14 protein-coding genes are annotated in these 13,207 nt (G+C 46.8%); 6 read left to right on the forward strand and 8 right to left on the reverse strand.

The genetic code is table 11. The features are described 5' to 3' along the window. Window positions 1–4: 4 nt before the first annotated feature. Together glvR and glvA are read right to left on the reverse strand one after the other, a co-directional pair. A complete protein-coding gene (gene glvR, locus M1D94_RS16870) occupies window positions 5–769 on the reverse strand; it encodes a MurR/RpiR family transcriptional regulator GlvR (protein WP_014476181.1) in 765 nt (254 codons plus the stop codon). A gap of 64 nt (window positions 770–833) precedes the next feature. After that, a complete protein-coding gene (glvA, locus tag M1D94_RS16875; RefSeq protein WP_411226304.1) occupies window positions 834–2,183 on the reverse strand; it encodes a maltose-6'-phosphate glucosidase in 1,350 nt (449 codons plus the stop codon). Window positions 2,184–2,518: 335 nt separating this feature from the next. Here glvA and M1D94_RS16880 point away from each other — a divergent pair, with 335 nt between their 5' ends. Genes M1D94_RS16880 through M1D94_RS16905 form a run of 6 tightly spaced genes read left to right on the forward strand, consistent with a single transcriptional unit; the run spans window position 2,519 to window position 6,361 of the window. Next, window positions 2,519–2,833 (forward strand): WXG100 family type VII secretion target, encoded by a 315-nt coding sequence (locus M1D94_RS16880; protein WP_003243177.1) that lies wholly within the window; start codon window positions 2,519–2,521, stop codon window positions 2,831–2,833. 5 nt (window positions 2,834–2,838) lie between these two features. Further along, on the forward strand, window positions 2,839–4,062 hold the full coding sequence (locus tag M1D94_RS16885; protein WP_014476173.1) for a hypothetical protein: 1,224 nt from the start codon (window positions 2,839–2,841) through the stop codon (window positions 4,060–4,062). 11 nt (window positions 4,063–4,073) lie between these two features. Next, window positions 4,074–4,841, forward strand: coding sequence for a hypothetical protein (locus M1D94_RS16890; RefSeq protein WP_003243767.1), 768 nt, complete (start codon window positions 4,074–4,076; stop codon window positions 4,839–4,841). A 31-nt stretch (window positions 4,842–4,872) separates the two neighbouring features. Then, complete coding sequence (locus M1D94_RS16895) at window positions 4,873–5,430, forward strand: YfjD family protein (protein WP_003244496.1); 558 nt, start codon at window positions 4,873–4,875, stop codon at window positions 5,428–5,430. Between the two features lie 9 nt (window positions 5,431–5,439). Beyond that, window positions 5,440–5,982 carry a YfjD family protein gene (locus M1D94_RS16900; RefSeq protein ID WP_172861565.1) on the forward strand — a complete coding sequence of 181 codons (543 nt, stop codon included), beginning with the start codon at window positions 5,440–5,442 and terminating at the stop codon, window positions 5,980–5,982. A gap of 49 nt (window positions 5,983–6,031) precedes the next feature. After that, window positions 6,032–6,361 carry a YnfA family protein gene (locus M1D94_RS16905; RefSeq protein ID WP_010886445.1) on the forward strand — a complete coding sequence of 110 codons (330 nt, stop codon included), beginning with the start codon at window positions 6,032–6,034 and terminating at the stop codon, window positions 6,359–6,361. Window positions 6,362–6,396: 35 nt separating this feature from the next. Here the strand turns inward: M1D94_RS16905 and M1D94_RS16910 are convergent, their stop codons facing one another. From M1D94_RS16910 to acoA, 6 genes are all read right to left on the reverse strand, one after another. Beyond that, window positions 6,397–6,576 (reverse strand): small acid-soluble spore protein H, encoded by a 180-nt coding sequence (locus M1D94_RS16910; RefSeq protein ID WP_003244276.1) that lies wholly within the window; start codon window positions 6,574–6,576, stop codon window positions 6,397–6,399. 53 nt (window positions 6,577–6,629) lie between these two features. Further along, window positions 6,630–8,447: an acetoin dehydrogenase operon transcriptional activator AcoR gene (gene acoR / locus M1D94_RS16915; RefSeq protein ID WP_124048460.1), complete on the reverse strand. Its 1,818-nt coding sequence runs from the start codon at window positions 8,445–8,447 to the stop codon at window positions 6,630–6,632. 115 nt (window positions 8,448–8,562) lie between these two features. After that, entirely contained in the window at window positions 8,563–9,939 is a 1,377-nt protein-coding gene (acoL, locus tag M1D94_RS16920; protein WP_456270291.1) for an acetoin dehydrogenase complex dihydrolipoyl dehydrogenase, read from the reverse strand. A 20-nt stretch (window positions 9,940–9,959) separates the two neighbouring features. Beyond that, window positions 9,960–11,156, reverse strand: a complete 1,197-nt coding sequence (acoC, locus tag M1D94_RS16925; RefSeq protein ID WP_014479180.1) for an acetoin dehydrogenase complex dihydrolipoyllysine-residue acetyltransferase — start codon at window positions 11,154–11,156, stop codon at window positions 9,960–9,962. 13 nt (window positions 11,157–11,169) lie between these two features. Then, a complete protein-coding gene (acoB, locus tag M1D94_RS16930; RefSeq protein ID WP_015252545.1) occupies window positions 11,170–12,198 on the reverse strand; it encodes an acetoin:2,6-dichlorophenolindophenol oxidoreductase subunit beta in 1,029 nt (342 codons plus the stop codon). Between the two features lie 3 nt (window positions 12,199–12,201). After that, window positions 12,202–13,203 (reverse strand): acetoin:2,6-dichlorophenolindophenol oxidoreductase subunit alpha, encoded by a 1,002-nt coding sequence (gene acoA, locus M1D94_RS16935; RefSeq protein WP_015383114.1) that lies wholly within the window; start codon window positions 13,201–13,203, stop codon window positions 12,202–12,204. Between the last annotated feature and the right edge of the window lie 4 nt (window positions 13,204–13,207).

The following is a 13,207-nucleotide window of genomic DNA, read 5'->3' on the forward strand; positions in this document are numbered from 1 at the left end:
CCTGCTACTCATTGTCATTTTTTTCTGCCTCTTTGTAATCAACATATGCGCGGAACAATGCTTCGCCAACGAGAAAAAACGGTGCAAAAGCGACAATTTCCGTTTTATCGCTTAATGTCACAGGTTTGCTTGTCGCATAAAGATTATGCGGAGTCAGCTGGGCGAGGACATTGTTTTTTAAATTCGTAATGGAAATAAAGGGAATACCCTTTGCAGAAAGCATTCTTGCCTGAGGAATCAGCTCCGGTGTTTCTCCGGAAAGAGAAATGATGATAAACAGATCGTTCACTTTAAAATCCCCGCGCATCAGATTAAATTCATTTGTGTCTTCAATTAAAATAAGATAGCGATGACGCGGAATAAACATTCTTTGCAGGTCGCGGGCGCATATCTTTTGCGCATTTCCAGAACCGTAGACGAAAATGCGGTCAGCTTCATCAATCAGCTGGCACATGTCCGTCATGTCCTTTGTCCTTAAGAACTTCAAATTTGCTTCAATATCATCAAGCAGCTTTTCAAAACTCATACTCTCGCCTTCTTCCGGCTGATCTTCCCACTTTAAAAAGACGCGAAATTCACTGTAACCGCTGAAACCGAGCTTTTGGGCAAGCCGTAAAATTGAGGAACGCGATACACTGCAAGCTTTGGCAAGCGCGTCGATTCCAAGGTGATAGCATGTGTGCTTATGATTCAATATATATTTTAAAATATGAAAATCGTTGTCATTCAATTTGCTGTAGTGCTGATTGATCAGTTCTTCGAGCTGCATATCAGATCCCCCCATTTTCTTTCTATTATATACAATTACAGATTCGAAAATGGGGGAATTTCAGTTATGATATACGGGTCGGGCTTTGATCAAGCTCAGGCCAGAAGTCTTTGTTGGCCTCCATTAAATCCTCGAGAATGAGTCTTGCCACACGCGCGTTCGGCACTGTTTTTGACAGGATTAGCGCCTGCCACAGCTTTTGGAACGATCTCTCCGCCCACGCTTCAACAGTCAGCTTCTCAACGGATACCTGCTGCTCCATAAGCCCTTTTTGGAATTGCGGAATGGTGCCGACGGTAATCGGTTCAGGCCCATTTGAGCCGACAATGCATGGCACCTCGACCATCGCAGTCGGGTCAAAGTTCGCAATTGCGCCGTTATTTTCAACGATCAACAGCATTCTTTCACCTGTGTTGTAGGCAATCGCCCGGGCAAGATCAACGATATATGATGCGTGGTCATCTATTTTGATTTCGCTGTTTTCCGTGGACTGCTCACGTGTAATCATGTCACATTGGCTGAAAATAAAAGCTTCGCGACCTTCCATCACTTCATTTGCCCGCGTATGATTCGGATTTGATTTTTTCACCATATCATCCGGGAACAAATAATATTGCAAATACGTATTCGGCAGTGTGTCAGGATCTGCGGCCTGCACGTCACGCGCTTTGGCGAATGTGTCATTCCAGCTCGCCTCCACCGCTTCAGCCTCTGTTTTCGGAATATAGCCGTATTGAGATACATGCTCCTTCAGCTTCGGCATTAAATCGTTGCCCTCTTGATCCTGAATTGATGTCCACCAGCCGAAGTGATTTAATCCGTAATAGCGGACCTTCATTTCTTTTCTTGAAGCTAAGCCAAGAATTTGCGCCATCCGGTCTTCGATCCCAACCGGCATATCACAGATATTGAGAATTTTAGAATTCGGTCTAAGGCGTCTCGTAGCTTCAGCCACAATCGCCGCCGGATTGGAATAATTGAGCATCCACGCATCAGGCGAGTATTTTTCCATGTAATCTAATATCTCAAGCACACCGCCGATCGAACGCATACCGTATGCGATCCCGCCCGGCCCGCACGTCTCCTGGCCGACAACTCCGTACTTTAACGGAATTTGCTCATCAAGCGCACGCATCGCGTATTTCCCTACTCTGATGTGCGCCATAACAAAATCGACATCTGTAAAAGCTTCTTCCGGGTCAGTCGTCGCTTCAAATTCAATATCCGGCGCTTTTTCTCTGATAAAAACATCACAGGCGCCTGCAATTCGATCCTGTCTCTCCTTATCATTATCATACAGCTTCAGCTTTCTGATCGGAAACTCCTCCAAATGGTCCAAGAGCATGAGTACGATCCCTGGAGTGAAAGTGCTCCCTCCGCCCGCTATTACGATTGAGAATGATTTTTTCTTCATATGACGACCTCCTTGATAACGTTTACAATTCCATTTATACCACGAGATAGCCCGTCCCGTAACACGTTTGGCGAACTTAGGTCATTTGATCAACTTTAGTGTTTTTTCCCATAGAGCGGGAAATTTCTCATTTGCCTTATGTCTGAGAGATTTGGTTTTTTTACCTTTTTTGTAATCTTAAAGTCTCACCAACTGTGAATTTTAAGTGAATATACGCCCTTCCAATTCTTATGAAAAGGTTCTTTTGTACGATTCGGATACATGCCGAATTATTTATAATCATTTATATAAAACATCCAATTGTGCGTGAATTTAGAAAAGGCAGGGGACAAAAGTTGGACTCATATAAAGTCATTGAGCTGGCAAACAAGTATAGTGCGGCCGCAGAAGAGGTCAGAAGCTCCAAAATGCTGCTTGAATCCCGGTTATCTGCATTGGGAGATGCTTGGCAGGGCAAAGCAAGAGATTCGTTTGACCAGGATTTCGAGGAAACGAAAGCCGCCTACGATCAATTCGAACAGGAGCTGCTTGAAACAAGCCAAGAGCTGAAGGCTGCCGCTGTCAAAATAGAAGAACGAAAAGCTGAAATTGCCAGAATGGAAGAACTGGAGCGTAAAGCAAGAGAGGAAAGACATAAACTCGGGAGGTGAACGGTGTGTCAGGAAACATTGCAGTTGATCCGGATAAGCTCGAACAGCTTGCAAATGATGTAGTCACTGAATTAACTGATATGGAAAACAAATATAAGGACCTGCATGTGGAGCTGGGGCAGATGATTTTGCAATGCGATCCCCGCTACAGCAGCTGTTTTTCCGGAGTGGGCGATGCGTGGAGCTCAGGAAAGGCGCTCGTCACCAAGCTGAGTGACAATGAGATTTTCATCAGAAAAACGGGCGATAAATTTGTGGAACAAGATGATATTTTGCGAAAGCTCTACAATGCCTACGACAAATACGGTACGTTGACAAGCTTAACCGCCCTTATGCTGACGCAGGGAAAATATTACGGATTAGGGCTTACGAAATTTGTGAAACAGCCAAGCGGCTTGCATACAGCACAGCACTCAAAACTGCTCTTGGATATTTCCAGGGCCGTTGACAGCTCACGTTATCAAAAAGCGGCAAGAGTGCTTTTGAATCCTAAATATTTGTTGAAAAAGACAAACCGTCCTTTTTCAGATTTGGTACATAAAAAGTTTACAAAATACTTCCCTCAGGACACGGTGGATTTTTCAAACAGCGTCAGAAGCTACACAAAAGGATTTCTTAATGAAGCCGGCGTACGCTCCACTTTGAAGGATGTGGGAAAAACGGGCTTGAGATTCGCGAAAGGAAATGCCATTACCGCCACACTGATTACCGGTGCGACCGAAACATTCGGAGCAGGCGTGAAAATTGCTGAAAATTATGCAAAATACCAGGACAAACCCGAAGTTCTCAAGCGTGAAAACGCCAAGGCCGTCGGGAATGCTGTGAATAATACGATTTTTGTTGCCGGCGGTGCCACAGCTGGTGCTGTCATCGGCGGTGCAATCGGAAGCTTTGCAGGACCTGTGGGTACTGTCCTTCTTGGGGCAGCAGGTTCATACATTGGCGGAGTCGTCGGAGAACAAATCGCCAAATATACAGCCGGTTTTGCTGAAAAAGCAGCCTTAAAGCTGAAAGAACCGATCCATGCTGTTGTTGATACAGCCAAAAAAGGGCTGGAATCAGCCGGCAAAGTCGTCAAATCAGTGAATGACGGCATAGATGCGGCGAATAAATCGATACATAAAGGGATAGACAGCGCAAAAAAAGGAATGGAAAAAGCAAAGAAAACAGCGGATTCGCTTATACACGGCGCAACCCATTTCCTTAAAGGGAAATTTTCATTTGGATAGGAGAATAAACAATGAAGCAGTTTACAATTAGCATAGAAGAACTCTTATTTTGCTTTTACAGCGAAGGGTTTTTTGAACAGGGGATGGCCTTGAAGCAGGCCTATTTTCCGGAAATAGAAGATGAACAGCTCGGCGCTTTGTTCGAAGCAGCTTGCCGCTCACTCTTAGCTAAGGATGCAGCGGAATATCGGAACCATCAATATCGGTTAAAGGACGAGTACTGTCCGTTTATCCATGTATTAAACGACGCTGACTATACAGTGAAGCTTTCTAAATTTAACGGGCAAGGCGCCGAACAGAATGTGTCCTGCCATGTATCAAAATTCGGCACCTACTCTCACGAACTCCTTTTTGATGAACAAGTCCATCGCATTACAAAAATGGAATCAAGTGAAGGGTTACTTGCTAAGACAGATGAGTTTTTACATATAATAGATACAGAGGATAAAAGAGAATCGATTGTGACATTGACATCAAATGAATTTGAAAAACTCTTGGAGGGCGCTTCAGACAACCCTTCATATCTAAAAGAGTTCCTTGAAAAACATGACCACCAAGAGGACGTTACCCGATTTGCAAATGATCTGGCTTTGCGGAAAGGGAAAATGGATACACTTATGCGTCTGGCATATGGCAAAGATAACACTCCTGAAGTGGCTGACATGGCATTTGTCCTGCCGGGGGCCCACCATACTTGGCTTGTCACAGGCATCACCCAGAATGAATTTTCTATCCTCCCTGCTCATAAGGATGTTGTAAATCAAATCATTTCAAAATGATAAGAATTGAATTAACAAAAGGAGAAAAGCATTGAAAAACCAAGAAATCATTGAAGTCAAAAGCAAAATGTTCCTGAGAATATGGGCTTTTGTCGGATCTGCCGGTATGGGATTAGCATGTTTGTGGCTCTTTTATATGGGTATTACGTTTCAAACGAAATATTACCTATTAGCCATTCCTGCTGGCTTTCTGTTCACCTTGTTTTGTTTATATTTATTTATCATCTTCTTTCCGGCTTTCACCCCGCGGGGAAATACCATTTTCCGCATCAAGACAGGAAAAAATGGAGAAGTGTTCACTGACAAAGTGTCTGTTACGTTTACTGATATCAAGAAAATTGAGATGAGCCGCCATAAATTTAGTCTAAAAGGAATTTTCCAAGAAGATATATTGATCCAAACTGTTGATCAGAAGACCATTCGCATTCCCACTTGGAACATCATTCCGAATCCGTTGTTTTTCGAAGCGGTTGAACGCTATATCCTTCCACATCTGAATGAAGAGGCGAAAAGCAATTGGATCGGACAGTTTACAGACATCCAACGCAGTGCGTATTTGAAGGAATTTGAGAATCATCCGAAGCTTTAGGGGCAGCACATGATTGAAGTAAAAAGCATGATGTTTCTAAGGGCTTGGCTGTTCCTCGCTACATGGGGCGCCTTTATTGTGGGCGTCTGGCTGGTGTCTGAAGCTCTCACGTTTGAATCTAAATATGCCCTGCTTTATTTGGGCGGCGGATTACTGGCGATGATTTATGGATTGATCACATTCTTTATGGCTTTTCCTGCCTTCACAAGCCGTGGAAATGTCATTTTCAGCATAAAGACCGGACCTAATGGCGAGATCTTTTCGAGAAAGCGCAGCGTACTGTTTTCCGAGGTGAAGCGGCTTTATATGGGACGCCATCAATACAGTTTGAAAGGGATCTTTTTTGAGGATATTATCATCGAGAAAACAGACGGCAATATCGTTCGCATCCCGACCTGGAACATCATCGCGAATCCGCTGTTTTTCGAAGCCGTTGAACGCTATATCCTTCCCCATTTGAATGAAGAGGCTCAAAACAATTGGATCAGCCAATTTACAGAGGTTCAGCGAAAAGCGTATTTGAAGGAATTTGAGAATCATCCGAAGCTTTAAAAGCTCTCCTCCTCTATAATGAAAGATAAATGCAAATTGAGGAGTGCTCATGATGCTGATTACCATTCTTTTATTTCTCGCGGCAGGGCTTGCCGAAATTGGCGGCGGATATCTGGTTTGGCTATGGCTGAGAGAGGCAAAGCCAGCCGGCTACGGAATCGCCGGGGCGCTGATCCTCATTGTATACGGCATTCTTCCGACGTTTCAGTCCTTCCCATCTTTCGGCCGTGTATACGCCGCTTATGGCGGAGTATTCATCGTGCTTGCGGTCCTGTGGGGATGGCTTGTTGACCGGAAAACACCTGATCTGTATGACTGGATCGGCGCATTCATTTGTCTCATCGGTGTCTGTGTTATTTTATTTGCGCCGCGCGGATAACAAAATGGCCTGCTTATGAAGCGGGCCATTTTTGTTTAATCCTCTTTTAAGCTGTTCAGCTGCACTTCATGCTCCTCTTGCGGTTCGTCAAGCGGATAAATTCTTGCTGTTCCAGTTTCTTCATTCACGTGCTGAATGTATATAGGAACGCCGTTGTATGTTACTTTTTTCATGTCGGGAGATTCTACAATTTCTTTCGCCCTTTGAATATTCATCGTAACACCCTCCTTCAATACATAACGTTTCCATTTCCTGAAGGAAGTATGCTTTATGATTCAGCGGACAAGTTGAATTTTTTCAGGCGTTTGTAGAAAGTGCTTCGGGGGATCCCGCTGATTTTTGCGGCTTGAGAGACGTTTCCTTTTGCTGATTCAAGCGCTTTGATCATCATATCCTTTTGGATTTGCTCACGAAAGGTAAGCACGCCGGCAGCAGCCGGCTTTTTTTCTGCAGAGCTGGCCGGCAATCCAGCGGCTTCCAGTAAAGCGGGTAGCGGTTCATCCCTCAGCTTGCCGTCCGGAAATCTGATAGAAAGACGTTCAAACACATTAAACAGCTCACGGATATTCCCCGGCCACTTCCATTGCTTCAGCACATTACAAAAATCAGAAGGAAGTTCGCCTGGCCAATGATTCTTCTGTTTGTAGTACTCAAAGAGGTCCGGGATATCCTCGGTGCGATCGCGTAATGGAGGGAGTTCAATTGGATAGACATGAAGACGGTAAAACAAGTCCTCTCTGATTTTTCCGTTTTCGGCAAGCTCGCGTAAATCACAATGTGTGGCGGCAATAACTCTGATATCAACCGGAATTTCTTTCGTCCCGCCGATTGGCGTTATCTTGCGTTCCTGAAGCACCCGTAAAAGTGCAACCTGCATCGAGTGGGAAATTTCCCCGATTTCATCTAAAAATAATGTGCCTTGATTCGCTTTTTGAAAGGCGCCTTTATAGCCATTTCGTTTCGCTCCCGTAAAAGCGCCCTCTGCATATCCGAACAGTTCGCTTTCAATCAAATCAGACGGAATCGCTCCGCAATTGACAGCAACAAACGGACCGTGACGTCTCTCACTGTTCTCATGAAGAGCGCGAGCCGCGACTTCCTTTCCCGTACCAGTTTCGCCCGACAAACAGACCGTTGCATCTGCCGCAGCTGCACGTTCAAGGTTCATCAGCATCGCTTGCGATCGGCCGCTTTTCCCGATCACTCCATTGAATCGAAACACCTTCTTTTTCTTATGTTCCGAAAGATAAAAACAAGTGCCGCCATCTCCTATGGTGACAGCTTTTTCGATTGAGTAGCCCCGTTCCTTCAACTCATACAGGTGCCGGCCCTGCCAATCCGGCATTGAGGTTCGAATCGGTATGCTCGCACTGATGATGTGCTGCTTGTTATTGCATAGCACCATCGGCACACTGGATGCAGCCCTCTCTCCAAAACGGCTGATCAGCTCGAGCTCTTTCTCACGGCTTTTAGCTGCGAGTTCCCGTTCAGCTGCATAGGCGATCGCAGTGGCAATACCGAGCATATGAGGATGAGCGCCTGCCGCCGGACACGATATGTCAATCACACCCGCAAGGCTGCCATCCTCATGGTGAATCGGAGCGGCTGAACAGTTCCAAAGATGGGAAGCAATGGAGTAATGCTCTGATCCTTGTATCGCAACCGGCTCGCTAATGTGGAGCGCCGTGCCAATCGCATTTGTTCCGACAGCCGTTTCCGTCCAGCATGCCCCTTCGACAAAGTTGATGCGTTTGGCTTCATAGAGCGCGCGGGAATGGCCGTCCAATGCCAGAACAACACCGTCTGAATCAATTAGCAGCGCCATCATTTCCATTTCTTTTATGGCAGGCAGCAGTTTTTCGAGGTAAGGCTTTGCGGTCGTCAAGAAGAATGAATGTTTTTTTGACTGCTGATCCAGCTCCGTTTGCTGTAAAACCTTCGGGCCTTTTTCTAAATAAGGATTGACCTCAGCTTTTTTGCAGCGATGCCATGACTCGGCAATCCGTTTTCTTAATCGGGCTTCGTCAAGCACACCGTCTTTCACAAAACGTTTCCAGGTTTGCAAATCGTTTGGGACCGAATTCATTTCCTTGATCGCTCCTCCCTTACACGCCGTTTTCATCTATTGTAGGGGAAAAATAAAGCGCTTTCAACAATAAAAAAGCAGGCGCCTTATATCCATGCACCTGCTTTTTCCTTTATTATGCATGTACTGCAAGCCCGATCGTGCTTAACAGCGCCTCATGCAATGTTTCCGATAAAGTCGGATGCGCGGCGATAAAATGCTCCGCCATATCTGCCGTCATCTCACCATTCATGATCGCTGCCGCTTGGCCGATGAGCTCGGTTACGTCCGGGCCAATCATCGAGACACCTACGATTTCGCCGAATTCCGGTTCAGCCACGAATTTGACCTTTCCTTCCGCTTGCTGTTTAATGAGTGCCTTGCCGTTTGCGGAAAAAGGAAATTCGCCAATTTTCACATCGCCGTATATGCTTCTTGCCTGACGTTCTGTCATTCCGATACAAGCGATTTCCGGGGACGTATAGATGCAGCGCGGCACATGTTTCTCATTGACTTTGACATCCCTTCCGGAAGCATGAGAAGCAGCGATGATGCCCTCATGAAAAGCGGCATGCGCCAGCTGAATGCCCCCTATAGCATCTCCGCACGCGTAAATATGAGGCACGTTCGTCTGCATGTGCCCATTCACCGGAATGCCCTTTGGAGAAAAATCAACTTCGGCCTGTTCAAGCTGTAATCCGTCAAGACGGGGTTTTCTGCCGATAGCCACCAGCACATAATCGGCCTTCGTTTTAAACTCTCGCTGACCGCTTTTCCATATTGCCGTTTTGGCCGTCCGATCCACCCGCTCTAATCTGGATGAGGTATGCACTTCGACACCGTCTTCCTCAAGTTTCTCCTGAAAAAGACGGGCAATATCTTCGTCTTCAGCCGGGATCAGCTGGTCCGCTGTTTCAATGATGTTCACCTTCGATCCCAATCTGGCGAACAGCCCTGCATACTCACACCCGATGACACCGCCGCCGACAATGACTAGTGAAGACGGAATCTCGGAAAGAGAAAGCGCGTCTTTGCTGTCGAGGATCCATTCGCCGTCAAACGGGGCGAAAGGCAGCTCGATTGGCTCTGATCCGGAGGCAATCAATACTTGGTCCGCCTCTCTGATTTCTTTTCCTTTTTCTCCTTCGATCAAGAGCTTTCTTTCAGAAAGAAAGGAGGCTGTTCCCTTTACAACCTGTATTTGATTTTTCTTCATTAGGTACTGAACGCCTTGGACAAGCTGACTGACAACCTGTTGTTTCCGGCTTTGCATTTTACTCCAATCGACTGATATCGCACCTGCCGGAAGTTCGATTCCAAAGCTGTCGGCATGCTTGATTTTATCAAGAACGTTTGCGCTTTCTAACAAAGACTTTGTCGGGATGCAGCCTTCATTCAGGCAGGTCCCTCCAAGCTTGCCTTTGTCAATAAGCAGCACGTTTCTGCCCTGCTGTGCCGCGGAAACCGCAGCCGCATAGCCTGCAGGTCCGCCGCCGATAATGGCTAATGTCATGTCGTTTTCACCTGCTTTTCCTATAAAATTAATGCTGCGGGTTCTTCCAAATATGTTTTCATCGCCTTCAGGAATGCAGCGGCAGGGGCGCCGTCACACGCTCTGTGATCAAATGTCAGGCTGAGTGGCAGGATCGTGCTTCTGACGATCTCCTCCCCTTGATACACCGGCGTGTCATAGCTTGCTCCGATGCCGAGAATGCCTGTTTCCGGCGGATTTAGTATCGGTGTGAAATGCTCAACTCCAAACGCGCCAAGGTTTGTAATGGAGAAAGTAGATCCTTGCAGTTCTTCGCTTCCCGCACGTCCCTCGCGTGCTTTTTTGGCATTTTCTGAGATAGATTGAGCCAGTTCTATCAGCGATAGCTTTTCAGCATGGCGGATGACAGGCACCACTAAGCCATTTTCCAAGGCTACAGCCATACCAAGGTGCACATGGGGATGTGTGATGATGCGCTCATTTTGATAAAAGCTGTTCAGCACAGGGTGAGCTTGCAGAGCGAGAACGGCGGCTCTTGAGACAAAATGAGTGATCGTCAGTTTTGTGCCGTATCTCTCTTCCGCAGTTGGTGAAAGCTGTTTTTGAAGAGTGGCAAGCTTGGTGATATCAGCTTTCATCGTGATCGTCAGCTGCGCGCTGTTTGCCAGGCTTTCCTGCATTCGGGCAGCGATGACCTTTCTCATGCCTGTCACCGGGATTTCCTGCGCTTTCTGCTCCGACACAGGCTTTGCCTGATCTTTTTTCTGTTCAGCAAGAGCCTTTGTTACGTCATCCTTCACGATTCGTCCGCCTGGTCCAGTTCCTTTCAGTTGTTTTAGGTCTAATCCTGCTTTTTCTGCTATTTTCCTGGCGACTGGAGATATTTTCATTCGATCTTTTTTGGAGGCTGCGGGTTTGTTTTCTTGTTTGACGGGCTGAACGGCTTGCGGCATATTGTCTTCAGCAACAGGCGCGCTCGCCTCTTCCTGCACCGACTCATTGGCGTCCCCGATATAGCAGATCGCTGTGCCGGGCGGAACCTCTTCTCCCTCTTTCACTTTGATATCGATCAGCGTTCCTTTTTCAGGCGCTTCGATCTCCATTTCAATTTTCTCCGATTGAATGCTGGCAATGCTTTCTCCCTTTTCAACCGGGTCGCCTACTTTTTTATTCCATATCGATACTTCCCCTTGTTTCATGGCCATTCCCAATTTTGGCATCACTACTTTTACCGCCATTTGTGTTCCCCCTTTAATTCATTGCCGGCTCGCCAAGCAATTCAAGCGTGACGCTGACAATTTTATCTGGTGTCGGCAAATATTGATCTTCAAGCACTGGTGAAAACGGAACCGGTGTATGCGGCGCTGTAATCCGTTTAATCGGCGCATCAAGCAAATCAAAGCCCTTGTCAGCGACAAGCGCAGCAATATCCGTGGCAATGCTGCATCGCGGATTGGCTTCATCAATGATGATCAGACGATTTGTTTTTTCTAACGATGTGAAAATCGCATCCTCATCCAGAGGGGACAGACTGCGCGGATCAAGGACCTCGGCTTCGATGCCCCTCTCTGAAAGCTGTGCAGCCGCTTCAAGCGCAGTATTGACCTGCTTGCCGACTGCAAAGAGCGTAACATCATTGCCCTCGCGTTTGATATCCGCTTTTCCGAGGGGAATTGTATAATAATCTTCCGGCACCTCGCCCTTCATGTTGTAGGACGTTTTGTCTTCAAAGAAGAACACCGGATCATTATCTTCTATTGCTGCAAGCAGAAGACCTTTGGCATCATACGGATTGGATGGAACAACTGTCTTCAGTCCAGGGATGCTCGTGAAAAGGCCATACAGCGCTTGTGAATGCTGGGCAGCGGCCCGGAACCCTGCTCCGTATGTGGTGCGGACGGTAATCGGCACTTGCGCTTTTCCGCCGAACATGTAACGGAATTTCGCCCCTTGGTTGATCACCTGGTCAAAGCACGTGCCGATAAAATCGTTAAACATCAGCTCGGCAATCGGTCTCAAACCGGTTGATGCCGCAGCCATAGCCGCACCCATATAGCCCGCCTCAGAAATCGGAGTGTCCAGCACTCTTGTGCGCCCGAATTCCTGTACGAGCCCCTTTGTGACCCCTAATACACCGCCCCATGCTTCATCATCCTGCAAATGATCGACCGCCGCTCCCCCGGCGACATCCTCACCGATCAAAAGCACATTTTCGTCTTTTCTCATCGCAAGCTTCATTGCTTCATTGATCGCGTCTGACATGCTTATGACTCTCGCCATCTCTTACATTCCTCCTTTTTCATATGACACATACACATCTGTCAGCAGCTCCGAATCTTTTGGATATGGGCTGTCTTCGCTGAACGAGACGGCTTTTTCAATCGATTCGCTGACACGCTGTTCAATGTCTGACAGCTTATTAGCATCTGTTTCTTTTAAAAGGTAGTTTTTAAAACCTTGAATGGCATCTTTTTCTTCAAGGTGCTCAACTCTTTCATCCTTCGTTTTATAGGTTTGGGCATCTCCTTCGAAATGGCCGTAGTTTCTGTAGGTCATACATTCAATCAAAGACGGGCCGCCGCCGTTTCTTGCTCTTTCTATCGCTTCCTCGGCTGCCTGGTAAACTGCTAAAATATCTTTGCCGTCAACTGTAACCCCCGGCATGTTATAAGCAGCTGCCCGATCGGCGATTGAATCACAGGCTGATGCGTACTCAAATGGGGTAGCTTCGCCATAGCCGTTGTTTTCAGCAACAAACACGACAGGAAGGTTCCATACAGCCGCTAAATTCAGCCCTTCGTGGAAGGTGCCTTGGTTATTTGCCCCGTCCCCGAAAAAGCAAACGCTTACATTTTTAGTCTGTTTATATTTAGCCGTGAGCGCTGATCCGCATGCGAGCGTAAAGCCGCCCCCGACGATTCCATTTGCGCCTAACATGCCTTTATCAAGATCCGCAATGTGCATAGAACCGCCCTTGCCTTTGCACAATCCGGTCGCTTTTCCGAAAATTTCCGCCATCATGCCGTCCAAATCACAGCCTTTGGCGATACAATGTCCATGTCCCCTGTGGGTGCTTGTAATGCTGTCGCCATCATGTAAATGAGCGCACACCCCTACAGCCACAGCTTCCTCACCGGCATATAAATGAACGAATCCGGGAAGCACTCCCTGGGCGAACAGTTCATGCACTTTGTCTTCAAAGCCCCTGATCTCCAGCATCTTTTGGTACATCCACAGCGCTTTTTCCTCAGTTAATGATAAGCCTTCTCGTTTTAACAATTCCATTTTG

Source organism: Bacillus sp. JZ109, assembly GCF_053903135.1.

What these genes read in the sequence shown, in the direction of transcription:
- glvR (WP_014476181.1), bottom strand. Translation starts at nt 769, where the DNA reads ATGCAGCTCGAAGAACTGATCAATCAGCACTACAGCAAATTGAATGAC.
- acoC (WP_014479180.1), bottom strand. Translation starts at nt 11,156, where the DNA reads ATGGCGGTAAAAGTAGTGATGCCAAAATTGGGAATGGCCATGAAACAA.
- M1D94_RS16910 (WP_003244276.1), bottom strand. Translation starts at nt 6,576, where the DNA reads ATGAATATTCAAAGGGCGAAAGAAATTGTAGAATCTCCCGACATGAAA.
- acoB (WP_015252545.1), bottom strand. Translation starts at nt 12,198, where the DNA reads ATGGCGAGAGTCATAAGCATGTCAGACGCGATCAATGAAGCAATGAAG.
- acoL (WP_456270291.1), bottom strand. Translation starts at nt 9,939, where the DNA reads ATGACATTAGCCATTATCGGCGGCGGACCTGCAGGCTATGCGGCTGCG.
- glvA (WP_411226304.1), bottom strand. Translation starts at nt 2,183, where the DNA reads ATGAAGAAAAAATCATTCTCAATCGTAATAGCGGGCGGAGGGAGCACT.
- M1D94_RS16905 (WP_010886445.1), top strand. Translation starts at nt 6,032, where the DNA reads ATGATGCTGATTACCATTCTTTTATTTCTCGCGGCAGGGCTTGCCGAA.
- M1D94_RS16890 (WP_003243767.1), top strand. Translation starts at nt 4,074, where the DNA reads ATGAAGCAGTTTACAATTAGCATAGAAGAACTCTTATTTTGCTTTTAC.
- acoA (WP_015383114.1), bottom strand. Translation starts at nt 13,203, where the DNA reads ATGGAATTGTTAAAACGAGAAGGCTTATCATTAACTGAGGAAAAAGCG.
- acoR (WP_124048460.1), bottom strand. Translation starts at nt 8,447, where the DNA reads ATGAATTCGGTCCCAAACGATTTGCAAACCTGGAAACGTTTTGTGAAA.
- M1D94_RS16900 (WP_172861565.1), top strand. Translation starts at nt 5,440, where the DNA reads ATGATTGAAGTAAAAAGCATGATGTTTCTAAGGGCTTGGCTGTTCCTC.